Raw genomic sequence first — 26183 nt, forward strand, 5'->3', positions numbered from 1 at the left:
CGATGAAGAACCTCCTGCGCGGATTCGTCCGGCAACTCGGTGCGGGCGCGATCGTGCTCGTGATGTTCACCGCGGTGCTCGGGCTCGCCTATCCGGCGTCGGTCTGGGTGCTGTCCCGGGCGACGGCCCACACCGCCGAGGGCTCCGTCCTCCACGACTCCGCCGGCTGTCCCGCCGGGTCGTCGCTCATCGGCGTCGATCCGCAACCGCCGGCCGGAGTCCCGGACGGCTATCTCCACGGCCGCCCGTCCGTCGATCCGTCGGCCTCGGGACCGAGCAACCTCGGGACCAACAGCACCCGCTTGCGCACGACGATTCTCCAGCGTCGCGCCGCGATCGCCCGCCGGGAGGGTGTGGACCCGTCGCGCGTGCCCGCCGATGCGGTGACCGGATCCGGGTCCGGACTCGACCCGGACATCTCACCGGCGTACGCCGCGCTCCAGGTGCCGCGTCTGGCCCGTGTCCTCCGGATGGACCCGCGCCGCGTCCAGGAGATCATCGACCGGCACACCCGCGGGCGCCAGTGGGGCTTCCTCGGGGAGGCGCGGGTCGACGTGCTCGGGGTCAATCTGGCGCTCGGGCACCGCGTGCCGGACTGCGCGGCGCAGCATGGCCGGACCGGCGCCCGATAGGCTCGGCGAATGGACGACGATCCGGTGACCCGGGGTCAGTTCGAGGTCTTCCTCGGCTGCGCCCCGGGCGTCGGTAAGACCTTCGAGATGCTCGAACGCGCGCAGACCCTGCGCGCCGAGGGCGTCGACGTCGTGGTCGGCATCGTCGAATCGCACGGCCGCCCGGCGACCGCCGCGATGGCCGAGGGCCTCGAGGCCGTGCCGCGGCGCCGCATGCGGTACCGCGGCACCGTCCTGGAGGAACTCGATCTCGACGCCGTCCTGGCCCGGCGGCCCGCCGTCGTCCTGGTCGACGAACTCGCGCACACGAATGCGCCGGGCCTGCGCAACGGCAAGCGGTGGCAGGACATCGACGTGCTTCTCGACGCCGGGATCGACGTCCTGTCGACGGTGAACATCCAGCATCTGGAAAGCCTCAACGATGTGGTCGCCGAGATCACCGGAGCGCCGCAGCGCGAGACCGTGCCGGACGTCGTGGTGCGGCGCGCCGACCAGATCGAGCTGGTCGACATCGAGCCGGCCGCCCTCCGCCGCAGGCTGGCCGAGGGGAAGGTGTACGGACCGGTCCGCGCGGAGGGCGCGCTCGCGAACTTCTTCCGGCAGGGCAATCTCACCGCCCTGCGTGAGCTGGCTCTGCTCTGGCTGGCCGACCGGGTCGACGAGAAGCTCGCCGACTACCGGGCGGCCAATGCCATCACCGACACGTGGGAGGCCCGCGAGCGTGTCGTGGTCGCGGTGACCGGCGGGCCGGAATCCTCGGACCTGATTCGCCGGGCCCGCCGCATCGCCTCGCGGGCCAGCGCGGAACTGCTGGTCGTGCGGGTGGTCCGCGGCGACGGCCTGGCCGACCCGGTCGTCGATCCCGATGCGCTGCGCCGCCTCTCGCACGACTGCGGCGCGAGGTTCACCACGGTCGTCGGAGACGACGTTCCGGTGACGCTGCTCGACTACGCGCGGGCGGTCAACGCCACCCAGCTGGTCCTCGGGACGTCCCGGCGCTCCCGCTGGCGACGGCTGCTCGACGAGGGTGTCGCCGCCGGGGTGGTGCGCGACAGCGGACGCATCGACGTTCACATGGTGACCCACTCCGAGTCGTCCAGGTCGCCCCTCGACATCCGGCACACGCGCCTGCATCGCCCGTTGAGCTGGGTGTTCGCCCTGGTCGTTCCGGCGCTGGTCGCCGCGTTTCTGGTGCCGCTGGATGCGCACCTCGGCTTGTCGAGCAAGTCGTCGCTGTTCCTCGTCGGTGTGCTGGCTGTCGCCCTGCTCGGCGGCATCGGCCCGGCCGCGTTGTCGGCCGTCGTCTCGGGTCTGCTCCTGAACTTCCTCTACACCGGGCCGCGGTACACGCTGACCGTGTCGAGCCCGGACAACCTGATCACCATCATCGTGATGATCGTCGTCGCGATCGCGGTCGCGGGCCTGGTCGATTCGGCGACGGTGCGGCGCCGGGAGGCCGCGCTGGCCGGCCGCGACGCCGAACTGCTGTCGATGTTCTCCGGGGCCGTGCTCGACGGTGCGGGCGTGACCGACCTGCTCGGCCGGGTCCGCGACGTCTATCAGCAGGAGTCGGTCGCCGCCGCACGGGCGGTCGCCGGTGAACTCGTGGTGCAGGCGTCCGTCGGGACGGCGCCACCGCGCTCGAGCGACGAGGCCACCACCGTCTGTGAGGCCTCCGGCGGGACCTACGCACTGTTGCTTCGCGGACCGGAGACGGGTCCGCGGGAACGCCGCGTGCTCGGCGCGGTCGCCAGCCAGGTGGCGGCGGCGCTGGAGCGCGACCGCCTTACCGCGGAGGCCGCCGACGCGGACGAGCTCGCCCGCACCGATGAACTGCGGCGGGCCCTGCTGACCGCCGTGAGTCACGACCTGCGCACCCCGCTCGCCGCGGCGAAAGCCGCGGTGAGCAGCCTGCGCAGCCCCGATCTCACGTTCGGTCCGGACGACACCGCGGAGTTGCTCGCGACGACCGAGGAGTCCGTCGACCAGCTCACCGCGCTCGTCGGCAATCTCCTGGACTCCTCTCGCCTCGCGGCCGGTGTCGTCCATCCGGTGCTGCGGCGGACCTACCTGCCGGAGGTCGTGCACCGGGTCATCGCGGCGGCGGACCGGGCCGACCGCATCGCGCAGGTGCGGTTCGGCTGCGCGTGGGCCCGCACCGACGCCGGACTCCTGGAACGGGTCCTCGCAAATCTCGTCGCGAACGCGCTGGGACACACCGCCGGCCCGGTCGAACTGCGCACGTCGACGGTGGCCGAGCGCGACGGCGGCATCCGCTGCCGGCTGGCGGTGATCGATCATGGCCCGGGAATGCCGGCCGCCGGCCGCGTCTTTCAGCCGTTCCACCAGTTCGGGGATCAGCGCTCCCCGGGCTCCGGGGTCGGGCTCGGACTGGCTGTCGCCGCAGGCTTCGTGTCCGCGGTCGGTGGCACCCTCGAAGCGACCGGGACACCGGGCGGCGGGACGACGATGATCGTCGAGCTGCCGGTCGGATCGGACGCACCGGCCGACGCGGCCGACGAGGAGGCGACGTGACATCCGCACCTGCCGACGTGGGGCGCGTCCTCGTCGTCGACGACGAACCACAGTTGCTGCGGGCGCTCCGGATCAATCTGCGTGCCCGTGGATTCGACGTGATCACCGCCGATACCGGAGCCGGTGCGCTGAAGGCGGCCGCGCGATCGGCGCCCGACGCGGTCGTCCTCGATCTCGGCCTTCCCGACATGGACGGATTCGAGGTCCTGGCCGGCCTCCGCGGCTGGACGGCGGTCCCGGTGATCGTGCTGTCGGCGCGCAGCGACGCGTCGGACAAGGTCTCGGCGCTCGACGCGGGCGCCGACGACTACGTGACCAAGCCGTTCGGGATGGAGGAGTTCGTCGCCCGGCTGCGGGCGGCGATCCGCCGGGGCAGCGCGGTGGTCGCCGCACCGACGCCGTCACCGGTCGTCGAGGCCGGCGACGTCTCGATCGACCTGGTGGCCAAGCGAGTCACCCGCGGCGGCGCGCCGGTCCGGTTGACCCCCACCGAATGGGGCGTCCTGGAACTGCTGGTCCGGCATTCCGGCCGGCTGGTGACCCAGCGCGAGATCCTGACCGCCGTGTGGGGTCCGGCGTACATCGAGCAGACGAACTACCTGCGCGTCTACCTCGCGGGGCTGCGGCGAAAACTCGAGGAGGACCCGTCCCGTCCCCGGCATCTGCTGACCGAACCGGGCATGGGCTACCGCTTCGAGCCGTGACCGGCGGTGCCGCCGCCGGATCCGGGGCTTGGTCAGCGCAGCTTTTCGCCGTACACGCGGTCGACGTGGATCACCGCGAGGACGCGACGGTCGTCGACCATCGCCTGGCGGAACTCGGCCCAGTCCGGGTGCTCCCCCGCTCCGAGTCGGTAGTACTCGACGAGCGCGTCGACCTCGGGCGCGTCCGGATCGGTGGCCGGTCCGAGCAGTTCGACGGGCCCCTCCGCGGTCGCCCAGGTGTAGCCGTCGGGGCTGGTGAACTCGATCGCCGCCTTCGGTTCGCGGCGGAGATTCCGGGCCTTGGCCCGGCCGTCGGTCATCGAGATCAGAATGGTGTCCGCGTCGCGGTGGTAGACCGCGGTCACCGGCGAGAGCTGCGGGAATCCGTTCCGTTTGAGGGTGGCGAGGATACCGATGGAGGTCTGGGCGATCAGGTCACGGGGGTCGTACTCGATGTCGGTCACGGTTCCATCCGTACCAGGGATGCGGCGCGCCGTCCGGGGTTGTCGCAGGGACGCTCTATAGTCGAACACACGAACGAATAGCGGAGAGGCGGGTGAGGCATCATGGACCTCTACATCGCACCGGACGGCGACCACCGATGCGGCTGGGCCGCCGACGGGCCGGGCATGCTCGAATACCACGACACCGAGTGGGGCTTTCCCGTCGCCGACGACCGCCGGCTGTTCGAGAAGGTCAGCCTCGAGGGCTTCCAGTCCGGGCTGAGCTGGCGCACCATCCTGAACAAACGGCCGGCGTTCCGGGAGGCCTTCGCCGGCTTCGATCCGGAGCGGGTCGCCCGGTTCACCGACGACGACGTCACGCGCCTCCTCGGCGACGCGGGCATCGTCCGGCACCGCGGGAAGATCGAGGCGGTGATCAACAACGCCGGGCGGGCCATCGACCTGGCCGAGGAGGCCGGCTCGCTGGCCGCGTACTTCTGGCGCTTCGAACTGCCCGCCGGTGAGGTCGCGACTCCGCAGACGATGAGCACTTCGCCGTCGTCGATCGCGATGGCCAAGGACCTGAAGAAGCGGGGCTGGCGCTTCGTGGGGCCGACCACGGCGTTCGCGTTCATGCAGGCGATGGGCCTGGTGAACGATCACGCCGCGGGCTGCCAGACACGAGCGGCGGTGACCGCCGCGCGCGCGGACTTCGTGCGGCCCGGGTAGCTCGCCGGAGCGGGCCCGGGGCGGTTCAGCGAGGCAGGGTGACCAGCTCGGTGCCGGTCCCGGCCCCGGCGAACAGCACCCACTGGCGTGGTCCGCCGCCGACGGTGATCACCGAGTGCGCGACGGTGTGCTGGTCCACCCAGAGGCTCGGGTAGGTGGACAGGTCGCCTCGTTCGGTGGCCGGCAGTGCCTTGAGGAGCTGCGGCATCTGTGCGTCGTCGTCCATCAGCCAGAGCCACGCCTCCGGATGGTCGTCGTGCAGCCGCGTGGCGATGGTGACGATCTGCTGATCGGTGAGCTTCGGCGAGACCAGGAAGTACTGGCGCAGCAGACCCTGCCGGCTGGTGAACTCGCCGATCGGCGTCACCGATCCGCTGCCCCGGTCCTGGGTGTCGCCGCCGGAACCGCAGGCGCTCGCCAGCAGACCGGTCACGACGAGCAGTGTGAGCAGGATCGACCGTCCGGCGGTCAGGCGGCGCCTCATGCGCCACAGCGTAGCCGCCCGGCGCTGTGCCGGGCGCTATCGCGGCCTATGGGACAATGACGGCAGGCGACAACGAACCACTGGCGACGACGACGGGAAGGTCACGTGCTCGGAATCATCCTGCTGACCATCGGCGGCGTCGGCCTGGTCCTCACTCTCATCTCCCTCATCGGCGCCGACCTCGGTCATGTCGGCTTCGACCTCGGCGATTCCGGGATCGGCTGCATGTCGATCGCCATGCCGTTCGCGACCGGCTTCGGTCTCCTGGCCGGAGGGCTCCTGGTCTTCGGCGACACGTCCACGGGGGTGTCACTCCTGACCGGAGCGCTGGCCGGGCTGGTGCTGTCCGTGGCGGCCGGGGTGATCACCCGGTGGCTGTGGCGGGCCGGCGAAGAACTGCCCGAGGTGGACATCATCGGCAACTCGGCGCGCATCGTGGAGCCGGTCACCCGGGGCCGCTTCGGCACCGCCGAGGTCGCCACAGCGCTCGGTTCCCAGCACGTCACGGTGACCGCCGACGGCGACTTCCCGCACAACGCGAAGGTCCGCGTCGTCGGGAAGATGGACGACCGCGACGCCTACTTCGTGGAGCAGCTCCCCTATTCCGATTTCGACGCGTACTAGCGACGACACCGTTTCCTGACGAAAGGAACACCCACCACCATGTCCACGATCCTGATCGCCATGATCGTCGCGGTCGTTCTCCTGGTCCTCATCGTTCTGCTGCTGCTCTCCCGCTACCGGGTGCCGGGCGCCGAGGAGGCGTTCATCGTCACCGGTACCGGCAAGGGGCACCAGGGCAAGGTCTACCGCGGCACCGGCACGTTCGTGCTGCCGGTGGTGCAGCGCGCCACCCGCGTGCAGCTGTCGTCGATCAAGGCCGACCTGGACACCTCGACCCCGGCCAACGACGGCATCGAGCTCAAGGTGCGCGGCGTGGCCGTGGTGAAGGTCGGCGACACGCCGGAGGCCATCCTCAAGGCGGGCCCGCGTTTCGGCGACGACCTGAACCGCGTCAAGGCGCTGGTCACCGAGCAGCTGTCCGGTGAGCTGCGCTCGATCGTCGGCACCATGACCGCCAAGAGCATCCTGGTCGACCGCCAGGCGCTGGTGGACCAGGTGGCGCAGTCCATCAAGGAGATCCTGGGCAATCAGGGTCTGCTGCTCGACAGCTTCTCCATCAACGACGTTCAGGACTCCGACGGCCAGTACTTCAGCGACCTGGCGGCGAAGGAGCGCTCGGATCAGGCGGCGGTCGCCGCGCAGTCGCGGGCCGAGGCGCACCGGGTCGCCGAGCAGAGCCGTATCGCCAACGAGCAGGCCATCATCGAGCAGCAGCGGGAACTCGACATCCAGCGCGAGGCCGCGCGCCAGGCGACCGACCGCGCCGCCGCCGAGGCCGATTCGGTCCGCCCGCTGGTCGAGGCCGAGCGCCGCCGCATCCAGGTGGAGAAGGACAACGAGGTCGCCGAGCAGCAGGCCCGCCTGCGCGACACCCAGCTCGACGCCGAGGTGCGCCGCCCGGCTGAGGCCGAGCTGTACGCCGCGCAGCAGCGCGCCGCCGCCCGCAAGGCGGAGATCGTCGCCGAGGCCGAGGCCCGCGCCGAGGGCATCCGGATCACCGGTGAGGCCGAGGCCGACGCCCTGGAGAAGCGCGCCGAGGCCCTCGGCAAGCTCGACTCGGTCGGTCAGCTGGAACTGGTCCTCGGCAAGCTGCCGGAGATCGTCCGGGCCGGAGCCGAACCGCTCGCCGATGCGTCGATCACGCTGATCGGCGACGATGTCAGCCCGCTCACCCGCAGCGCGGGCTCGGGTCTGGCCAGCAGCCTGGAACTGATCCGGGGCACCACCGGTCTCGACGTCGCCGGGCTGCTCAGCAAGCTGGGCAGCGAGAACCAGCGCACCGAGTCCGACTCGTAGGGAGAACACCATGCGACTGTCCACCCGCAATCAGCTGACCGGCACCATCGTCGAGGTGAATCTCGGCGCGGTGATGGCGACCGTCAAGGTCCGCCTCGACGGCGGCGACCAGATCATCACCTCCTCGATCACCAAGGACGCCGCGGAGGACCTCGGCCTGGCCGTCGGCCAGCCGGCGACCGTGCTGATCAAGTCCACCGAAGTCACCATCGGCGTCGAGTGAGCCTCGACGACCCGCTGACCTTCGCCCACGGACCGGCCTGGCGTGACCGCCTCGCCCTGGCACCGCTCACCAATCTGCAGAGCGGACCCGACGGGGTGCTGTCCGACGACGAGTACGCCTGGCTGGTGCGTCGCGGCGAGGGCGGCTTCGGCCTGGTGATGACCTGCGCGGCCTATGTCCGCGACGACGGCCACACCTTCCCCGGACAGCTCGGTGCCGCCGGCCCGCAGCATTTGGCGGGCCTGACCCGGCTCGCCGACGGCATCCGGGCGACCGGCGCGGTGTCGTCGATCCAGCTGCAGCACGGCGGCCGTCGCGCCGACGGTGCGCTCGGCCCGGTCGTCGCGCCGTGGGATGACCCCGCCAAGGGCGCCACCGCCTTGACCACCGGCGGAGTCGAGCAGGTGGTGGCCGACTTCGCCGCGGCCGCCGCCCTGGCCGAACGCGCCGGTTTCGACGGTGCCGAGATCCACGGTGCGCACGGCTACCTGCTCGCCCAGTTCCTGGACGCGCGCAACAACCAGCGCACCGATCGCTACGGCGGAAGCGCCGAGAACCGGCGCCGGGTGATTCTCGAGGTGATCGACGCCGTCCGCGGCGCCACCGGTCCCGACTTCCAGCTCGGTCTGCGGCTGTCGCCCGAGCGCTACGGGATTCCGCTCGGCGACGCCGTCGCGCTGGCCCGCGACGTGCTCGGCGCGGCCCGGATCGACTATCTGGACCTGTCGCTCTGGGACGCCTTCAAGGCGCCCGCCGAGCCCGAGTACGCCCGCACCACCCTGCTGTCGCATTTCACGCGGCTGCCGCGGGGCGACGTGCGGCTCGGCGCGGCGGGCAAGATCCTGTCCGCCGCCGACGCGGCCGCGATCACCGCGCGGTGCGCCGACTTCGCGCTGATCGGGACCGCGGCGATCATCCACCACGATTTCGCGGCCCGCGCACTCGCCGATCCGGGGTTCGTCTCCGACCCGCAGCCGGTCTCGGCGCAGCGCCTGTGCGACGAATCCGTCGGCCCGGCGTTCCTCGAGTACCTCTCGACCGGCTGGGACGACTTCGTCGCCTGACCGGGCCCGCCGGTCAGGCGGGACCGAATCCGAAGCTGAGCGCCACCAGCACGACCCCGATGATCACCCCGATGATCCCGGTGACGATCGCGATGTGTGCCGCGCCGAGGTACGTGCTCTGGCCGGACCGGGTGATCTTCTCCCGGCTGAGGAAGCCGAGGACGATCGCCACCAGCCCGACGAACGGCGCGACGATCGGGATCCAGAACAGCGCGACCGAGGCGATGCCGAGGATCGCCGCGACGGTGGCGAGATTGCGGTTGGCGACGGCGGTGGACGAATCTGCGGTCATGGGATGTTCCCCCCTGTGGGACTACCGGGTGATATTTCGGGTACGAGACTAGATGATTGATTTCCCGGTGTCGACGATCGACATGGCAGCCCCGGATCATGCGCGAGACAGGAGCAGGAATCATACCTGGCCTGGTGATCACGGTCCTCGATGAGGACCATCAACAAGGTAGCGGAGGCGGCGCTCGGGATCGCGGTTTGCCGGCCGGGTCGCTGCCGGTGAACGCGCACGTCCGGCGGCCGGGCCACCGTGGTGGTGGTCAGGCCGCCAGATGCTTGCCGAGGAGGCGTTCGACCCTGGATTCGGAGTCGGGCTCGGCTCCGGGCGGGTCGGTGTCGCCGAGGCGGTGGTTGACCGTCGGTGGCGGGGAGCGGTCTTCGGCCGGGAGGTCCGGTCCGGTGCGGAGTTTGTCGGGGTGGAACAGGGGGTTGACGATCCACGGTCCGGCTCGGCCGGCGGGGCGCCAGCCGACGCGGCCTTTGTCGGGGCCGTCGGTGAGGACGGTGGATTCCCAGTCCCCGGGTTGTGTGCCGTTCCAGCGGTTATGTGTGCCGCAGGCGCCGCCGAGGTGGTCGGCGTCGGTGGGTCCGCCGTGCTGCCAGTCGGGCATGTGGTGCATCTCGCATTGGGCGAACGGGCGGGTGCAGCCCGGGGCAGTGCAGCCGCGGTCGCGGGCGAACAGGGTGAGTCGTTGTGCGCGGGAGGCGAGGCGGTGGGCGCGGCCGAGGTAGAGGGGCTGCCCGGTGGCCTTGGCGAACACGGCCAGGTACGGGACGGCGTTCGCGGCGATCGTCACCAGGTCCGATACGGGGATGCGGGTGCCGGTGGTGGTCCAGGCGATCCCGGCGTGGCGGGCCAGGTCCTCATCGGTCACGGTGACCACGATCTGATTCCGCAGACTGTCGGGCTTGGCGAAGGAGAACTGGGCGTTGGCCCACGCCAACAGTGCGAGGAGAGCGTCGTGCTGGCGGCGGCCCAGCAGCCGGTCATCGCGTTCGGCCGCGGCAGCCAGCACGGCCGGGTCCAGGCCGGGCTGATCGGCGGCGCCGTAGGGGGAGTCGGGATCGTCGGGGTTGTTCATGCCGGGGGCGGCCCATCCGGTGAACACGACCTCGAACTCCGCGCGCAGTTGTGGTGTCATCCGGGCCTGGACCGCGGTCATCAACTGGCGGTCCTGGGCGCAGAGCCGGAATTTGGCTTGCTCGGCCCGGTCCTGATCGTCGGTGAGGGTGCCGTCGGGGTCGAGGTGTGCCAGGATCCGGTTGCCGACCATCAGCACCCCGCCCGGGTTGAGGGTGCGGGCGGCGTCGGCGAGCATGGCCTCGGCCTTCGCCCGCTCGGCGGGGTCGACAGCGGACGGGATCTTGTCCATCACCTCCTCGATCACCGACACGTGCGTCTCACCGATCGCCCCGTCGGCGACCGCGGCCGCGGTCGCCGGGAACTTCGGATCCAGACGCTCACCGGTCATCGCGGTGAACCGGCCGATCGAGGCCGCCACCACCCGGCGCCTCCGGGACTCGCCCTCCCCGATACGCAGGCCCTGGGTGAGCAACTGGTGCACGGTGCTGTAACCCGCCCGCTGGCAGGCGCCGCGGTCGGAGATCTCCACAAGCAGCGCCGCATCCACCCCGACACCAGTGCGGCGGGCCCGCTCCCGCGATTCGAGTAGATCCAGCAGCCCGTCCTCGGACAGCGCGCCCCACGGCGCTCCGGCCAGCGATTCCTCGACCGCCACGCTCACCGCGACCAGCTCGGCGGGCGACAGGCCGGCCAAGACGCCGCGGGCGTCGAACGTGTCGTCGCTCATCGCGGCCCCTTTCCTGCCGATGGCGGATAGTTCTTCTCCTACCTCAGGATAGCGCACACTATGTTGTGAATACAATAGTTTAGTAGAACTTATTTTCGAGTAGATCGAGTGCGGTTAGCCTGCACGACATTCTCACCGGCACAACGGGATCGGCTGATCTCGTCGCCGCGATCTGCCATCAGGACAACATCGGTGCCATAGCCGATTTTCACTGCCCGCCTACGACCACTGACACCGGCAATCAATCATCTAGTGTCGCGTGTCGTTAGCTAGTTTTCGGTTGGGCTCTCGCGCCACGCGCGTGCGATCGTGGCGTTGCCGACCCCGAGATGACCGGCGAGCAGCCGTGAGGACAAGTGCGTGACCCCGTACTTTTTCGGCGGCGGCATCAACCTGGCCGACACGATGCTGGCGTGATCGATGTGCTGCCGGGGCCGTCCGGGCCGATCAGCATCGAGCAGGCCGGCCATCCCGTCGTGCAGGTACCGGTTTCGCCACTTGCGGACCGTCGGGATCGACACCCGACGACTTCGCTGATATGCGAGTTCGCCCGCCCGTCAGCAGCCAGCGCCACGATCGGGGCCCTCCTCGCCAAGCTAGTCGGCGTCCAGGTCGATCGCAGCAATCGATCAAGCTCCACATCATCGCCCTCACGCAGTTCCAGTGCCGGGGCCGGAGAATTCGCCAAAACGCATTTCTCGCAACCCCGAACAGAACAATAATTAACGACGCGAGACACTGGGCCAGCCCCACGCCAGCTGGCCGCTGGCACTCCGGATTCTCCTGAGTCAGTGCAATTAGCTATCTGGGTAGGAGACCTTGGTGGTCGCCGCGAGGCGGAACACCCAATCGCGCAGTACTTCCCTAGTGTCCTTGCTGGATAGGTCAGTCTTTGGATCAAACCAATTCGGTGCGCGATTTGTTCGCTGAGTGGGACGATCATAAATTTCAAATAGGACCGCCGGCAAGCCCCGCTTCATATATGCAGTCGGACCAGAATTGACCGCGTCCGAGCCTCCGTATACAGGACGGCGGTGGTTCCACGAGGCTAGGAGATGATCGGAGCGCGCGAGGACGCATTCAACGTACGGGTCGTGAAGGCGCAAAGTGACCGGAACCAGCGCCTTGGATAGAGTAGCAACGTCGAACTGATGATAGGCAACGCCATATGTACGATCGGGACTAGCGCCGGTTGCCCCACCGCCCCTATTTATGGAAAAGACATCCTCAGACACACTGGATTTGACTCGGACTTCAGTATCAGGCACCCGCCCTGCTCCTTGGAATTCCTGCTCCAGGATTGACCCCTCCCCTAGGTTCTGGCAGTCGACTTGTAGGCCGTGTCCTCCGGCACGCGAAGAACGAAGTGCACCAAGAAATTCTGGCAGCCAAAGCGATCCGTCCTTTGCCAGACGCCACGGGGCTACCCCGCTCTTACCGACGAAACTTGCGCTAGCCGTGAATCCAAGCGTCCAGGCCGGCACCACTTCGCTTTCTGAGCTGATTCTCAGTTCAAATTGTCGACTTGAACCGAAGCGGGCGCGCTGGCGCGCGAACGATATGCTGACGTCGGCCACCGTGGTGTCGGCTGGAACTCGCTGCACACTTAGGAACTCGGCCGCATGTTGAAGGTCCTGCTCGAACTCCCTAACGACTTCTTCGCACCTTCGATGGAACCGCACATCCTGCCTGTCAGCTTCGCGAGCAGCCGCACCACGCTGCGCCGCTCCCTTGGCGTACTCCTCGTTGAACCTATTCACTGACACCACTCCACTCCATCTTCTTGGTTAGCCTGCCTCGCCCGCCCGCCCAGAATCAAGTCATCGAATCTTCACACTGGTGGCGCGCCGCCACCCCGGTCCCGGTACGGGCGCCGCCCGGCGTAATCGGCCGCTATGGGCGGTACCGAGGATGCCGGAGATCTCGGCGATACTCGCGAGCACATGGTCCGGATGCTGCGCGGTCAGCGTGTCGAGGCCGGGTCTGTCCGGTGAGGACGCCGACCGCGGTCTCGCCGGCGGCCAGCATCGCGGAGACGTCGTGCGTGCCGCAGCGCTCCATCGCACGGAAGATCATGCACGGGGCCGGCCGGTGCATCACCGGTGGTGACCACGGCGTCGAGCAGCATCCCGGTGTCGATCCAGGCCACGCTGATCGCCTCGGCGATGGCTGTCGCCGTCGGCATCTGGGGGCTCCGGCCGCCCGCTCGGCGCTGCCGAAGCTGCGGGCGATCTTCGACGCCGCCTATCACGTCCCGGTGGCCGTGACCTCGGTGGTGATCGGCATGGCCGTCTTACCGGACAGTCCCCGATGCGCGGCCGGCGGCAGTAGATCCCGTCGTCGCAGCGCCTGCGGGAAGGAGTCGTCGGATACCTGTGATTCTCTTTGCGGCCGCGCGCCGGATGGTGTCGCGGCTCATCATCGTGCGCCGGCGGCGAGCTTGCGCGCTGACCAAGCCACGAGACTCGTTGCCGTCTGGTCTCCGTCCTCCGCCGGGTGCAGATACATCTTGTGGACGTGGCTGTGGTTCGCAGCGTGCATATCGCCCTGACCTGACTCGTGCCACTTTAGTGCCCTGCTGACTCTCGGAGCTTGGCGACGATGTCGGCGGCGTCGCCCTCGAGCGGTGTTTCGGCCATGACGTGCTGGCCGCGGATCCGGATCATGACATCCCGGACTGGGCGTAGCGCGGTGATGATGCGTTTGATCGAGTAGCCGGAAGTCTCGGTCAGGTGTCGGGTGACTGCGAGTGCGGCGAACACGATTGTCAGGTGTGCCTCGATCGAGTCACGCTCGTGATGGAACATCGGCCGCGCTTTCAGGTCGGTCTTGGCCATCCGAAACGACGCCTCGACCTTGAACAGATCATGATAGGCGGCCATGACCTTGTCACCAGCGAGTTTCTCAGTGGAGATGCTGGTGACGTAGCCCTTCAGCCCGAGGTACTCGCGGGCCTTCTCCACGGCATCCCAGTTCACGCCGGGTCGGGTGCCGAGGGAGACGAACCGGTCCTTCTTCGGCGGCCGTCGTCCTTCGGCGATGTCTTGCGCGCGCTCGATCTGCTTGTTGAGGGTGATGTTGTCGCGGCGTTCGCGGGCCCGCGAGTAGTGCCACACGACGCGCCGAGTCCGCTTCGCCTGGCCGGTTCCCATCTCCCGGGTGGTCTCGACGGTGGCGCCATCGGCGAAGAAGTTCCCGACCCGGTCGTAGTGGTCGGCCAGATCCCTTGGGGCTGAACCGGTTCGGGATCCGACGATGAAGTCGAACCCGGCTTCCTCGAGCGCGTTGAGGTTCGCTGCCGAGAGCATGCCGGCGTCAGCGACAACGACCACGTCGGCTCGTCCGTGCCGTTCGCGGAACCCGTTCAACACAGGAAGCAGGGTCGTCGTCTCACCGCGGTTGCCGGCGAAGGCGTGTACTTCCAGCGGGAACCCGGTCGGGTCGACCAACAACCCGATGAGGATCTGCGGATCGACTCGCCGTTCCTTGCTCATCCCGACCTTGCGGAGCCGGTCTTCGTTCTCGGCCTCGAAGTACAAGGTGGTCACGTCGTACATCACGATCGACAGCGCGCCGTCGGCGGTGACGTGCGCGAACGCTGCCGCGGCGAGCTGGCTGCGCCAGTCCTCGGCGATGCTGCGATTGAGCGTGCGCCAGATCGTCCGCAGCGACGACGGCGACCGAACGCCGAGATCGGCCAGGACGCGGATCGTGTCGGCTTTGCTGGTCGGCTCGACGATCCGCGCCAACACCAACTGCTTGAACGTCTCGGTACCGACCTGGTCGAACCCGAGATCACGGTAGGCGTTGTCGAGGACTTCCCACAGGACACGCGACTGCGAACCGGCGACCTCCGGAATGGAAGAAACCTTAGCCGGCGACAGCGAGTTCAGATCGAATGCGAGCTGACCTGCGTGGATCTTCGTATCGGCGACCTCGAGTAGGGCAGCGAGCTCGTCGTCGGTGTGCGCCGAGCCGATGTGCTCGACGATCCGGCGCACGCCGCGTTCCTTCGACACGATCTGCACCGCAGTCGCACCCGACGCGGTACGTACCTTCCGGACGAACAGGCCCACACCGACGATCGTAGACACCTGATTTAGTGACCCAAAATGACACTAAATCAGAACGAAACCCCAGGTAGCGAGAGCCCGCCGATCCAACTCACCCGAAAGTGGCACGAGTCAGGCCTGATGGTCGCAAGGCAGATCCTCGAAAATGCATGTCGAGACAACCAGCGAGGCATTCGAGAAGTGGATCCTTCGATACCCCACGAGCGCCAGTAGGCGCGAAGTTCGCCCATTCGGATGAATCTCGGATTCCGTACCCGTGGCCCAGCGTCGCCTTTGGATTGTCAGACGAGTCGTCTGGCTCCCACGCCCCGGGCTTCAGGCTGCCATATGTCGAGCAGGCGAATTCGAGAGTGAAGGGCTTGTCGACGAGTTCACTACTACGGTTCACCTGACTGTTCGCGCTATCGATTCCTCGTACTGTGCCAGTCAACATCCAGTGCCAGCCGTCAGTCTTGACTGACGGCTGGCCGTAGTCGGTGCCCTGGAGAGACTCCTTGGGCTCAAGGATAGTTCCGGACCCACCCAAACCCTTCACTGCTGCCCAATAGGATGACGTTTCGCACGAAGTTCGTGATCGGATCGAGAGTGAACCGCACTGGGTTCTTTGGAGGCTCGTGACCTTGGAAACGAGGATGAGTACATGCCGAAGGAACAGGTTCCCGGGAAGCCGCAGACGCGGCGCTACAGCCCGGAGGAGAAGGCGGCGGCGGTCCGGATGGTCCGCACGCTGCGCGCAGAGCTGGGGACCGAGCACGGGACGGTCCAGCGGGTCGCGTCCCAGCTGGGCTACGGAGTCGAGTCGGTGCGTCAGTGGGTCAAGCAGGCCGACATCGACGAGGGCCACGCGCCTGGGGTGAGCACTGCGGAGGCAAAGCGGATCCGCGAACTGGAGCAGGAGAACCGCGAGCTCAAACGAGCCAACGAGATTCTCAAGCGAGCGGCATCTTTCTTCGGGGCGGAACTCGACCGCCAACACAAGAAGTAGTCGCGTTCATCGACGCCAACCGCGACGAGATCGTCGAGGGCAAGAAGCTCGGAGTCGAGTCCATCTGCGCCACACTGTCCAAGGCGGGGCTGCAGGTGGCTCCGAGCACCTACTACGCCGCCCGGTCCCGCGAGCCGTCGGCACGCGCGCAGCGCGACGCCGAGCTCCGGCCGGCGCTGCGTGCACTGTGGGAGGCCAACTACCGGGTCTACGGCGCGCGGAAGCTGTGGAAGGCCGCGCGGCGTGCCGGTCACGATGTCGGCCGCGACCAGACCGCTCGGCTGATGCGCGCCGAGGGCATCGAAGGCGTCGTGCGCACGAAGCGGGTGCGGACGACCAAGCGTGACAACACCGCCGCACGGCATCCGGACCTGGTGAAGCGGAACTTCACCGCGACCAGGCCGAACGAACTTTGGGTCACCGATCTGACGTTCGTGCCGACGTTCGCCGGGATCGCCTACGTGTGCTTCATTGTCGACGCCTTCAGCCGGATGATCGTGGGGTGGCGAGTCGCGAGCCACATGCGCACCGAGATGGTGCTCGACGCGATCGAGATGGCCCGCTGCTCCCGCGGGACCCAGCTTGAGGGCCTGCGGTGTCACAGCGACGCGGGCAGTCAATTCACGAGCCTGCGCTACGGCGAGCGGCTCGCTGAGATCGGCGCGGTCCCCTCGATCGGCACCGTCGGGGACAGCTACGACAATGCCCTGGCCGAGACGGTGAACGGCTACTACAAGGCCGAACTCATCCGTGGCCCGGCACGTCCAGGGCCGTGGCGCACCGTCGAGGACGTCGAACTCGCCACCCTCGGCTGGGTCCACTGGCACAACCACCAGCGGCTACACGGCTACCTCGACGACCTCCCGCCCACCGAGTTCGAAGGGAGGTCCTACGCTACCCAGCAGGGCACCCAGGCCCTGGTTGAAATCAAATGACCAGAGCCTCCACCAGACCCAGTGCGGTTCAGAGTCCGTATTTGTCGAGTGAGTCGCCATTCATTGTGAGCTTCACATCGGCAGCGGCCTCCCGAGGCACACGGCACCTGCCGGCAAGCTCAGGGACGGTCCGGGTTCAGGAGCGGCTCACCTCAGGGTGCGAGGTGGGACTCTGCCGCCGCCACGATCTGTTCGGCGGCCAGCGCCGGAGTCAGCGTGCCGTCCAGGATACCGCGCTCGGCGGCGGCCCGGACCTCGCGGACGTGCGGGTCGGCGTCGAGCCGGGACAGAATGGCCTCCTGGACCATCTGCCACGTCCAGGCCACCTGCTGGCGGGCGCGCCGCCGGTCGAACTCCCCCGCCTCGGTGAGCACCTTCCGGTGATCGAGGATGGCCTGCCAGTACTCGTCGACGCCGCGGTTCTCCATCGCACTCATGGTGAGCACCGGCGGCGTCCACAGGGCGTCGTGCGGATAGATCAGGCCGAGGGCGTTGCGGAGTTCCCGGGCGGCGGCGCGGGCCTCGTTGACGTGTTTGCCGTCGGCCTTGTTGACCACGACGATCTCGGCCAGTTCCAGGACGCCCTTCTTGATGCCCTGGAGGGAGTCGCCGGTGCGGGCGAGGGTGAGGAAGGTGAAGGTGTCGACCATGCCGGCGACGCTCACCTCGGACTGCCCGACGCCGACGGTCTCGACCAGCACCACGTCGTAGCCGGCGGCCTCGACCAGCACGATCGTCTCGCGGGTCGCCTTGGTGACGCCGCCGAGCGTGCCCGAGGTGGGCGACGGCCGCACGTACGCCTCCGGCGCCGCCGACAGCTGTCCCATCCGGGTCTTGTCGCCCAGGATGGAGCCGCCGGTGCGGGTCGATGACGGGTCGACGGCGAGCACCGCGACCCGGTGACCGAGGTCGATCAGGTGCATGCCGAGCGCCTCGATGGTGGTCGACTTCCCCACCCCGGGCACGCCGGTGATCCCCACCCGGAACGACTTCCCCGAGTCGGGTGTCACCGCCAGCAGCAGCTCCTGCGCCTTGGCCCGATGCTCCGGGCGCGTCGACTCGACCAGGGTGATCGCGCGGGCCAGCGTCGACCGGTCCCCGGCGCGGACCCCGTCGGCGAGCGCGCCGACGTCGATGGTGCGTCGTGCCATCTCCCGGATCAGCCCGCGTCCGGCAGGGCCAGGTCCAGCTCCAGCTCACCGGCGAGCTTGCCGATCAGCTCCACCGCGGCGTCGGCGATCACCGTGCCGGGCGGATAGATCGCGGTCGCGCCGGCCTCGTAGAGATCGTCGAAATCGCCCGGCGGGATCACCCCGCCGACCACGATCATGATGTCCTCGCGGCCGACGTCGGCCAGTGCCTTCTTCAGGGCCGGGACCAGGGTGAGGTGTCCGGCGGCCAGCGACGACACGCCCACCACGTGCACGTCGTTGTCGGAGGCCTGGCTGGCGACCTCCTCGGGCGTGGCGAACAGCGGGCCCACGTCCACGTCGAAGCCGAGGTCGGCGAACGCGGTCGCGATCACCTTCTGCCCGCGGTCGTGCCCGTCCTGCCCCATCTTGGCGACCAGCACACGCGGACGACGGCCCTCCGCCTCGGCGAACGCATCGACGACGGCGATGGCGCGGTCCACGTTGCTCACGTCTTCTCCCACCTCGTGCCGGTAGACGCCGCTGATGGTGCGGATCTCGGCCTGGTGCCGGCCGAAGACCTTCTCCATGGCATCGGAGATCTCGCCGCCGGTGGCGCCCGCCCGGGCGGCGTCGATGGCCAGCGCCATCAGATTGTTGTCCAGGTCCGATCCGCCGGGCTCACCGGCCGCACGGGTCAGGTTCGCCAGGGCGGCCTCGACCGCGGCCGAGTCCCGCTCGGCGCGCAGCCGGGCCAGCTTCTCCAGCTGCTCGGCGCGCACCTTCGAGTTGTCGACCTTGAGGACCTCGATCTCCTCGTCCTCGTCGACCCGGTACTTGTTGACGCCGATCAGCGGCTGCTGGCCGGAGTCGATGCGCGCCTGGGTGCGCGCGGCGGCCTCCTCGATACGAAGCTTCGGCAGGCCCTCGTTGATGGCCTGGGTCATGCCGCCGGCGGCCTCGACCTCGGCGATGTGCGCCCGGGCCTTGTTCGCCAGCTCGGCGGTGAGCCATTCGACGTAGTTGGACCCGGCCCACGGGTCGATCGGCCGGGTGGTGCCCGACTCCTGCTGCAGCAGCAGCTGGGTGTTGCGGGCGATGCGCGCCGAGAAGTCGGTCGGCAGCGCGATCGCCTCGTCGAGCGCGTTGGTGTGGAGCGACTGGGTGTGCCCCTGCGTCGCGGCCATCGCCTCCACGCAGGTGCGGGCGACGTTGTTGAACACGTCCTGCGCGGTCAGCGACCAGCCCGAGGTCTGCGAGTGGGTGCGCAGCGACAGGCTCTTGGCACTCTTCGGCTCGAACTTCGCGACCAGCTCGCTCCACAGCAGCCGCGCCGCGCGGAGCTTGGCGACCTCCATGAAGAAGTTCATCCCGATGCCCCAGAAGAACGAGAGGCGCGGCGCGAACTTGTCGATGTCCAGGCCCGCGTCGAGCCCGGCGCGGATGTATTCGACGCCGTCGGCCAGCGTGTACGCCAGCTCCAGATCGGCCGTCGCCCCGGCCTCCTGGATGTGGTAGCCGGAGATCGAGATGGAGTTGAACTTCGGCATCTTCTGGCTGGTGAAGGAGAAGATGTCGGAGATGATCCGCATCGACGGGGCCGGCGGATAGATGTAGGTGTTGCGGACCATGAACTCCTTGAGGATGTCGTTCTGGATGGTCCCGGCCAGCTTCTCCGGCGGCACGCCCTGTTCCTCGGCGGCCACCACGTAGAGCGCGAGGATCGGCAGCACCGCGCCGTTCATCGTCATCGACACCGACACGTTGCCGAGGTCGATGCCGTCGAACAGCTGGCGCATGTCGAGGATCGAGTCGATCGCGACACCGGCCATGCCGACGTCGCCGGCGACGCGCGGGTGATCGGAGTCGTAGCCGCGGTGGGTCGCCAGATCGAAGGCCACCGACAGGCCCTTCTGGCCGGACGCGAGGTTGCGGCGGTAGAAGGCGTTCGACTCGGCGGCGGTGGAGAAGCCGGCGTACTGGCGGATGGTCCACGGCTGGTTGACGTACATCGTCGGGTACGGGCCGCGGATGAACGGCGCCTCGCCGGGAATCGAGTCCAGCGGGTAGCTCTCGTCGGCGGCCGTCGCGTCACGGGCGGCGCGGGTGTAGACCGGGGCGACGTCGATCTGCTCCGGCGTGTGCCAGACGGTCTGCTCGGGCGTGTAGCCGTGCGTACCCGCGAGGGACTCGACGAGGCTCTCGGTCTGCGTCGTGGTCGGTGTGGCGGTGAGCTCACCGAGGCCGAGTTCGACGTCGGCGAAACTTGGGATGCTGTTGTCGCTCATGGTGATTCAGGCCCCCGCGGTCGCAGTGGTGAGGATGTCGAGAAGTTCGGTCAGCGTCCCGACCGCGTCGATCCCGGCACGCAGCGAGCCGTCCGGGCGGTCGTCGCCGTCCGGCCATTCGCTCAGCGGCCCGGCGAGCAGAACGCGGCCGATCCCGGCGGCGCGGGCGGCGGCCAGGACACCGGGTCCGTCCGAGGCGTAGCGGGCCTTGGTGCCGCAGAGGACGGCGATCGCGGACCCGTGGTCGGCCACCAGGCCATCGAGCGCGTCGACGGCGACCGGGCCGGGGTTGATCGCCTCGATGCCGCCCGCGCCGAGCAGATTGCTGACGAAAGTGGTGCGGCCGTTGTGCTCGGCCACGCTGCCCAGCGGCAGCAGCAGGACGCTCGGGCGGACCTCCTGGGCGTCGGCGCGATCACGCAGTTCCTCGAAGCGCCGGGCCACCCGGGCGAGCCCCGGCGTGGCGGTCGGCAGATCGGTGCTGTCGGCGAGGGCCGCCGCGAACGCGGCTTCACCGAGGTTCGGAAACTCCGAGACGCCGGTGACCGGCGCGCTGCGGTGCGCGACGGCCTCGTCGCGCAGCGCCAGTGCGTCGCCGATCCACCGCGCGATCGCGCCCTGATCGAGCGCATCGGCGTATCCGCCGTGCGCCTCGGTGTCGGTGAAGACCGCCCAGCCGGCCGACGCGAGATCGTCGGTGAGGGATTCCACGAACCATGAGCCGCCGGCCGGATCGAGGACCCGGCCGATGTTCGACTCCTCCAGCAGCAGCAGCTGGGTGTTGCGGGCGATGCGGGCCGAGAACGACGGACTCGACGAGCGCGCGCCGGTCGGCAGCGCCGCGTCGTAGCCGAGCACCGTCACCTGGTCGGCGCCGCCCACCCCGGCGCCGAACGCGGCGACGGTGGTGCGCAGCATATTCACCCACGGGTCGCGCTGGGTGAGCATCGACAGATCGGTCACCGCGTGGGTCAGCGCGGCGCCGGCGTCGGGCACTCCGAGGACCTGGGCGACGCGTGCCCACATCAGCCGCAGGGCCCGGAGCTTGGCGATGGCGGCGAACTGGTCATCGCTCACCGAGACGGCGAAGCCGATCTGGCCGAGGGCCTGTTCGGTGGTGAGCCCCGCGGTCGTCATGTCGCGGACGTGGGCGACGGCAGCGGCGACCAGCAGGCCGAGTTCCTGGGCGGCGGTGGCGCCGGCCTGCGCGAAGTCGGTGCCGTCGACCCGGAAGGTGCGCACCCGTTCGGGGACATCGATCGCCAGTGCGGCGGCCTGCGTGGCGGGCACGGCGGGCCGGCCGGAGAAGGCCGCGGTGTACGGCGACAGGCCGAGGCTGTGGGTGGTGCCGAGCAGCGGCGGCGCCTCCTGGGGCGGCGCCGGACGATCGGCGAGGACCTTCAGGAATTCGTGGGCCACGGCGATGCCCTCGGTGCCGGCGTCCAGGGTGACCGGCATCAGGTCGAGGTACACGCCGTTCAGGACGGTACCCAGCTCGCCGTACTTCACGGCCGGGCCGACGGCCAGCCAGATGCCGCTGGCGCCGGACCCGGCGGCATCGAGGATCGTCTCGTTGACACCCTCGACGCTCTGGCCGGGCAGGTCGCCGAAGCGCTCGGTGACGCGCCAGCCCTGGTTCACGTCGCGCGCCGGATCGGCGCCGCGGACGAACGGGAAGGCGCCGGGCAGGCCGCGCTCACCGGTCTCGTCCTTGCGGGTGTAGAGCGGGCGGACCACCACGTCGTCGTCGCGGGTCTGCGTGGAGAGCAGCGCTTCCGGGGTCGCGGGCAGATCGGCGGGATCGCATCGGCGCCCCTTCGCCAGGACTGCCGCGGCGGCCGTCGACCACCGGGTGTAGTCGTCGTCGAGCTGCTGCCTGGTGTGCGTGATGTCGGCCGTCATGGCTTGCGGGATCCTCCATGGTCGCTGGACTGTGCGCCCCCATGCACAATATCGGATCTGTGTTCGCGGCCACGCGCGGTCCATCGTGAAGCGGGCCACTCGCCGGCACTGCCTAGACTTACCGGGGTGATCCTCCCCCGTCGTCCCCGCGCCGTCGAGGAGCCCGTCGACCTGGCCACCGGCACGGTGGCGCCGGCCCCGGCGGGGGCCGGGCGGGTGACCGTCTGGCGGGCGGTGGGCGGACTGGCCGTGGTGGTCGCCGTGCTGGCGGCGGCCTACTTCGCGCCGCTGCCCTCGGTCGGCCGAGTCCGCGAGTGGTCGGACGCGGTGGGCCCGTGGTTCGTGGTGCTGTTCTTCCTGGCGTACGCGGTGGTGACCATCGCGCCGATGCCGCGGACCGCGTTCACCGTGACCGCCGGCGTCCTGTTCGGCCCGGCGGTCGGTTTCGCCGGCTCGATGCTGGCCACCACGTTCGCGGCGGTGGTCGCCTTCGCGCTGGCCCGCCGCCTGGGCCGCGCACGGGCGCAGCGCTATCTCGATCGCGCGGTGTTCCGGACCATCGAAGAACGCCTGGAACGACGCGGCTGGCTGGCCGTCGGCTCGCTCCGGCTGATCGCGTTCTGCCCGTTCTCGGTCCTCAACTACGCCTCCGGGCTGTCGTCGGTGCGGCCGATCCCCTACACGGTCGCCTCGGTGCTCGGCACCATCCCGGGGACCGCCGCCGTGGTCTTCCTCGGCGACGCCCTGGCCGGTCAGGCGAGCCCGGTGATGATCCTGATCTCGGGCGGGCTGTTCGCGGTCGGCGTGATCGGGCTGATCGTGGACGCGCGGATGCCGGTCAAGTGATGAGGCTTGATATTCGAAGATCAAGCCTCAATACTTGATTAGAGGCATTCAAGCTTCAGGACTTGAATCGAGGTCAGTCATGTTCGTGATCACCGCAGACCAGCGATCCAGTCGTACCGACCTGGACCGAGTGCCGCATCTGCTGGACCGCTTCCGCGACACCGTCGCGGTCCGGGGTTTCGATCGGACGGCCGGTGACGAGGTGGAAGCGATCTTCGACGACCCGGCGGTCGTCGCCACGGTGGCGGTGGACCTGGTCTCCTCGGGCCATTGGAGTGTCGGCATCGGCGTCGACGACGTCGAGCAGCCGCTCCCGGAGCAGACGCGCGCCGGCCGCGGGCCGGCCTTCGAGGCCGCACGCCGGGCGGTGGAAGCGGCCAAGGGCCGGCGGGTGCCGTTGCAGGTGGCCGGTCCGTCGGTCTGGTGCCAGAGCGCGCAGACGGCGGCATGCCTGCTGATCGACCTGCTGACCGCGCGGAGCCCGGCGGGCCGGGAGGCCGTCGCCCTGGCCGCGGCCGGATTGACACAAGCCGAAGCCGCTGAGCGCCTGGGCATCTCGCCGCAGGCGGTGTCGCTGCGATTGCGCGCGGCCCGCTGGGATCTCCAGCCGGACGCGGAGAACCTGACGGTACGGCTGATGACGATGTGCGAGGAGGACCGATGACCGCCGTGGTGCTGCTGGTGGTGGCGATCGTGATCGCGGTGGTGGCGGCCCCCGGCCGGGCACGACTCGCCGCCGACGACACCTACCCGGATCGTGTCGTGCGCGGCGCCGACCGCGTCCTGACCGCGGTGATGGTCGTGCTGCTGGCCGCCGCGGCGATCGTCGCGGCCGTGGGCTCCGCGTTGCCGGCATACGACTTGATCGCCGGCCGGGTGGTGGCGGTGATCGCCGCCGCGGTGACCGGCGGACCGGTGGTCCGGACGGTGCTGGCCATCGGTGGCATCCCCACCCGCAACGACAACTACGACGACCCGGCGCCGGATCCCCCGCTGCGCGGCGGCCGCGTGATCGGCCTGCTGGAACGGACCGGGGTCGCGGTCAGTCTGCTGCTCGGGTGGCCGGCCGGGATCGCGGTGATCCTCGGGATCAAGGGCCTGGCGCGCTTCCCGCAACTGCGCGAACACCATGCCAGCGAGCAGTTCATCCTCGGCACCTTCGCCTCGGTGCTCTGGGCCTGTGCGGCCGCCGGGATCGGCGTGCTCCTGGGGCGCTGATCGCGCCCCGCGCGGATCGGCCGCAGAACACCGGCCGAATACGGCGCACCGAGGGAATATCGCCGCCCGCGGCGCTGAGGCGGCCGATGTTCTGAGGGACCGGACGCGTCAGAAGATGTCGTACCCACCGCTGCACCCGGTGTAGTAGCTGACCACGGGGTTTCCGGTGTCGACCGAGGCAGCGAGGATCAGCTCGAACACGGCGAGGTCGTGGTCCAGTTCCGGCATCGTGAGATCACGCGTCTCAACCCGCAGCGATGTCTCCAGCGGCATGTCCGGTCCCCTTCTTCTGGCCTGGGCCGGAGTGAACGAGAGTCGCGGTGCCCATCGCCAGACGGCGCCCGGTGTACCGGGTGGTATGAACACCGTCCGATACATCCGGTACCCGCCGAATTCGACCGAGACCGCGCTGTCTTGGAGCACCTCGACGGTGGTCGACCGGATACGCTCGGCGCCGCTCCCGAGGTCTCGGACGACGACCTCGACACCCGAGACTCCGATTTCGCCGATCTCGCCCGCTGTGCTTTCCGGGTACGCGTCCTGGGAGACGCCGATCCGGGCGAAGTCACGTTCGCCGCGAAAACCTGCTCCATCGACGGGACGCGACGCTTCACCTTGCTCATCGATCACGATGCGCGTCTCCATGCTGGTCGGCAACGCGCACAGCGCTCGCAGTTCCGACAGCGCGACCTCCGCCTCGTGGGCCTCGACGAGGACCTCCGCCATCGCACTGGCGGGCCGGTGAAGCACGTCCGCGATGTGGCGGTACGCGGGACGTGTCAGCAGATCCTCGACCAGATCGCTCGACCACTCTCGGCGACGTCCGTGGTAAAGCTCTTCCCACACCTGCATGTCCGTATGCTCACACGCCCGCCCAGACCGCCACAGTTGCAGGTATTCCGGTGAGTCCTCCGGCGAAGCATCGACCACCCGCTTGACGTTGCCGAACCGGTCGAGATCGAGCCTCTCCGGCGGAAGCGGAGGTTCGGAGGTGCGGCCTTCCCGGAAGCACGAACATGCGACGTACAGCAGTCCTTCACTCATGTGCCAAGCATGGAACACACCCACGACAGGGCTACTCCGGCGGCTCGGTGACGAAGTCGATCAGTTCCTCGACGCTGCGGATCAGCGGGACCTCGAGGTCGCGGAAGCTCGAGACGGCGCCCAGTACCCGGCGCCAGCCGTCCTGCGGGGTGCCCCAGCCGAGCTCCTCGCAGATCCCGGTCTTCCAGTCGGTGCCGCGCGGGATGGTCGGCCAGGCCGCGATCTTGACCGCGGACGGCTTCACCGCCTCCCACACGTCGATGTAGGGGTGGCCGCAGACCAGGACGTTCGGACCCACCTCGGCGGTCAGCTTCGCCTCCTTGGTGCCCGCGACGAGGTGATCGACCAGCACCCCCGCCCGCCGATGCGGGGCGGGCTGGAAGTCGGCGAGCGCGTCGTCGAGGTTGTCCAGGCCGTCGAGGCTCATCACCACGACCCCCTCGGCGCGCAGATCCTCGCCCCAGACCCGCTCGAGCAGCGTCGCGTCGTGCACGCCCTCGACGAAGATCCGGCTGGCCCGGGCGGTCCGCGCCCGCTGCTTGGGCAGGGCCCGTGAACCGGACGCGGTCTGGATCCGGCTCGGCTGATTCGGTCCGCGGCCCCGTGGCCGGACGAGCGTGACCGGCTTGCCGTCGATCAGGAACGCCGCGGGATACGCGTGGAACACCCGGGTCGCGCCGCGCCGGTCCTCCAGGCGCACCATGTCGGCGGCGTACGTCTTCTCCCAGCCGACCACCGCGCCGCAGTAGCCGGTCGCCGCGTCCTCGACCACCAGGCCCATCTCCCCGGCGACCTCGGGGGCTTTCGGCTTCTGCCTGCGCGGCTGCGCCAGTACGTCACGTCCGTAGCGATCGTCCATCACGGGTGCTCAGGGTAGGCGACGCGGACGCGATCGGCGGTGCGACGCTCCGCGTATCGTGGTGACG

24 protein-coding genes are annotated in these 26183 nt (G+C 69.3%); 13 read left to right on the top strand and 11 right to left on the bottom strand.

From position 1 onward, the window contains the following. The first annotated feature begins 2 nt into the window (after positions 1-2). The 3 genes from MYK68_RS09965 to MYK68_RS09975 are packed head-to-tail and all read left to right on the top strand — an operon-like array spanning position 3 to position 3871. Positions 3-632, top strand: a complete 630-nt coding sequence (locus MYK68_RS09965; protein ID WP_247867828.1) for a potassium-transporting ATPase subunit C — start codon at positions 3-5, stop codon at positions 630-632. Positions 633-641: 9 nt separating this feature from the next. After that, positions 642-3167 carry a sensor histidine kinase gene (locus tag MYK68_RS09970; RefSeq protein WP_247867829.1) on the top strand — a complete coding sequence of 842 codons (2526 nt, stop codon included), beginning with the start codon at positions 642-644 and terminating at the stop codon, positions 3165-3167. Further along, positions 3164-3871, top strand: a complete 708-nt coding sequence (locus tag MYK68_RS09975; RefSeq protein ID WP_283255295.1) for a response regulator — start codon at positions 3164-3166, stop codon at positions 3869-3871. The genes MYK68_RS09970 and MYK68_RS09975 overlap by 4 nt, the downstream gene beginning before the upstream one ends. 32 nt (positions 3872-3903) lie before the next feature. Here MYK68_RS09975 and MYK68_RS09980 read toward each other — a convergent pair whose 3' ends face one another. Further along, positions 3904-4335, bottom strand: coding sequence for a PPOX class F420-dependent oxidoreductase (locus MYK68_RS09980; protein ID WP_247867830.1), 432 nt, complete (start codon positions 4333-4335; stop codon positions 3904-3906). 102 nt (positions 4336-4437) lie between these two features. Here MYK68_RS09980 and MYK68_RS09985 point away from each other — a divergent pair, with 102 nt between their 5' ends. Then, the gene (locus tag MYK68_RS09985; RefSeq protein ID WP_371307822.1) at positions 4438-5043 is read left to right on the top strand and encodes a DNA-3-methyladenine glycosylase I; all 606 of its coding nucleotides are present in this window, start codon (positions 4438-4440) and stop codon (positions 5041-5043) included. A 25-nt stretch (positions 5044-5068) separates the two neighbouring features. Here the strand turns inward: MYK68_RS09985 and MYK68_RS09990 are convergent, their stop codons facing one another. Further along, entirely contained in the window at positions 5069-5527 is a 459-nt protein-coding gene (locus MYK68_RS09990) for a hypothetical protein (protein ID WP_247867831.1), read from the bottom strand. A 105-nt stretch (positions 5528-5632) separates the two neighbouring features. On the opposite strand from MYK68_RS09990, the gene MYK68_RS09995 reads away from it, so the two are divergent. The 4 genes from MYK68_RS09995 to MYK68_RS10010 are packed head-to-tail and all read left to right on the top strand — an operon-like array spanning position 5633 to position 8734. Next, positions 5633-6151, top strand: coding sequence for a hypothetical protein (locus tag MYK68_RS09995; RefSeq protein WP_247867832.1), 519 nt, complete (start codon positions 5633-5635; stop codon positions 6149-6151). A 39-nt stretch (positions 6152-6190) separates the two neighbouring features. Further along, positions 6191-7447 carry a flotillin family protein gene (locus MYK68_RS10000; protein WP_247867833.1) on the top strand — a complete coding sequence of 419 codons (1257 nt, stop codon included), beginning with the start codon at positions 6191-6193 and terminating at the stop codon, positions 7445-7447. 10 nt (positions 7448-7457) lie between these two features. After that, a complete protein-coding gene (locus tag MYK68_RS10005) occupies positions 7458-7670 on the top strand; it encodes a TOBE domain-containing protein (protein ID WP_247867834.1) in 213 nt (70 codons plus the stop codon). Continuing rightward, the gene (locus tag MYK68_RS10010) at positions 7667-8734 is read left to right on the top strand and encodes an oxidoreductase (RefSeq protein ID WP_247867835.1); all 1068 of its coding nucleotides are present in this window, start codon (positions 7667-7669) and stop codon (positions 8732-8734) included. The genes MYK68_RS10005 and MYK68_RS10010 overlap by 4 nt, the downstream gene beginning before the upstream one ends. A gap of 13 nt (positions 8735-8747) precedes the next feature. On the opposite strand, the gene MYK68_RS10015 is transcribed toward MYK68_RS10010, so the two are convergent. The 3 genes from MYK68_RS10015 to MYK68_RS10025 all read right to left on the bottom strand — a co-directional run bounded on the left by MYK68_RS10015 (position 8748) and on the right by MYK68_RS10025 (position 11357). Beyond that, on the bottom strand, positions 8748-9026 hold the full coding sequence (locus MYK68_RS10015; RefSeq protein WP_247867836.1) for a DUF6223 family protein: 279 nt from the start codon (positions 9024-9026) through the stop codon (positions 8748-8750). A gap of 259 nt (positions 9027-9285) precedes the next feature. Then, positions 9286-10836: an HNH endonuclease signature motif containing protein gene (locus MYK68_RS10020; protein WP_247867837.1), complete on the bottom strand. Its 1551-nt coding sequence runs from the start codon at positions 10834-10836 to the stop codon at positions 9286-9288. Between the two features lie 269 nt (positions 10837-11105). After that, positions 11106-11357 carry a helix-turn-helix domain-containing protein gene (locus tag MYK68_RS10025; protein ID WP_247867838.1) on the bottom strand — a complete coding sequence of 84 codons (252 nt, stop codon included), beginning with the start codon at positions 11355-11357 and terminating at the stop codon, positions 11106-11108. Between the two features lie 1101 nt (positions 11358-12458). Here MYK68_RS10025 and MYK68_RS10030 point away from each other — a divergent pair. Next, positions 12459-12599 (top strand): hypothetical protein, encoded by a 141-nt coding sequence (locus tag MYK68_RS10030; protein WP_247867839.1) that lies wholly within the window; start codon positions 12459-12461, stop codon positions 12597-12599. Between the two features lie 804 nt (positions 12600-13403). On the opposite strand, the gene MYK68_RS10035 is transcribed toward MYK68_RS10030, so the two are convergent. Further along, a complete protein-coding gene (locus MYK68_RS10035; protein WP_502798321.1) occupies positions 13404-14912 on the bottom strand; it encodes an IS1634 family transposase in 1509 nt (502 codons plus the stop codon). A 637-nt stretch (positions 14913-15549) separates the two neighbouring features. Here MYK68_RS10035 and MYK68_RS10040 point away from each other — a divergent pair. Continuing rightward, a protein-coding gene (locus MYK68_RS10040; protein WP_247867840.1) for an IS3 family transposase occupies positions 15550-16829 on the top strand; the annotation gives its coding sequence in 2 pieces (ribosomal slippage) (positions 15550-15853 and positions 15853-16829; 1281 coding nt in all). Between the two features lie 152 nt (positions 16830-16981). Here the strand turns inward: MYK68_RS10040 and meaB are convergent. Genes meaB through MYK68_RS10055 form a run of 3 tightly spaced genes read right to left on the bottom strand, consistent with a single transcriptional unit; the run spans position 16982 to position 22149 of the window. Further along, positions 16982-17980 carry a methylmalonyl Co-A mutase-associated GTPase MeaB gene (meaB, locus tag MYK68_RS10045; protein ID WP_247867841.1) on the bottom strand — a complete coding sequence of 333 codons (999 nt, stop codon included), beginning with the start codon at positions 17978-17980 and terminating at the stop codon, positions 16982-16984. An 8-nt stretch (positions 17981-17988) separates the two neighbouring features. Then, positions 17989-20247 (bottom strand): methylmalonyl-CoA mutase, encoded by a 2259-nt coding sequence (gene scpA, locus MYK68_RS10050; protein WP_247867842.1) that lies wholly within the window; start codon positions 20245-20247, stop codon positions 17989-17991. Positions 20248-20253: 6 nt separating this feature from the next. Next, positions 20254-22149 carry a methylmalonyl-CoA mutase family protein gene (locus MYK68_RS10055; protein WP_247867843.1) on the bottom strand — a complete coding sequence of 632 codons (1896 nt, stop codon included), beginning with the start codon at positions 22147-22149 and terminating at the stop codon, positions 20254-20256. Positions 22150-22275: 126 nt separating this feature from the next. Here MYK68_RS10055 and MYK68_RS10060 point away from each other — a divergent pair, with 126 nt between their 5' ends. The 3 genes from MYK68_RS10060 to MYK68_RS10070 all read left to right on the top strand — a co-directional run bounded on the left by MYK68_RS10060 (position 22276) and on the right by MYK68_RS10070 (position 24213). Beyond that, a complete protein-coding gene (locus tag MYK68_RS10060) occupies positions 22276-22995 on the top strand; it encodes a TVP38/TMEM64 family protein (RefSeq protein ID WP_502798313.1) in 720 nt (239 codons plus the stop codon). Positions 22996-23074: 79 nt separating this feature from the next. Further along, positions 23075-23659 (top strand): sigma factor-like helix-turn-helix DNA-binding protein, encoded by a 585-nt coding sequence (locus tag MYK68_RS10065; protein WP_247867844.1) that lies wholly within the window; start codon positions 23075-23077, stop codon positions 23657-23659. Beyond that, positions 23656-24213, top strand: coding sequence for a hypothetical protein (locus MYK68_RS10070; protein WP_247867845.1), 558 nt, complete (start codon positions 23656-23658; stop codon positions 24211-24213). The genes MYK68_RS10065 and MYK68_RS10070 overlap by 4 nt, the downstream gene beginning before the upstream one ends. Positions 24214-24321: 108 nt before the next feature. On the opposite strand, the gene MYK68_RS10075 is transcribed toward MYK68_RS10070, so the two are convergent. Both MYK68_RS10075 and MYK68_RS10080 read right to left on the bottom strand, forming a co-directional pair. After that, positions 24322-25257 carry a hypothetical protein gene (locus MYK68_RS10075; protein WP_247867846.1) on the bottom strand — a complete coding sequence of 312 codons (936 nt, stop codon included), beginning with the start codon at positions 25255-25257 and terminating at the stop codon, positions 24322-24324. A gap of 31 nt (positions 25258-25288) precedes the next feature. Further along, positions 25289-26116: a DUF3097 domain-containing protein gene (locus tag MYK68_RS10080; RefSeq protein ID WP_247868002.1), complete on the bottom strand. Its 828-nt coding sequence runs from the start codon at positions 26114-26116 to the stop codon at positions 25289-25291. Between the last annotated feature and the right edge of the window lie 67 nt (positions 26117-26183).

The sequence above is a fragment of the Gordonia sp. PP30 genome (assembly GCF_023100845.1).
GTDB lineage: Bacteria > Actinomycetota > Actinomycetes > Mycobacteriales > Mycobacteriaceae > Gordonia.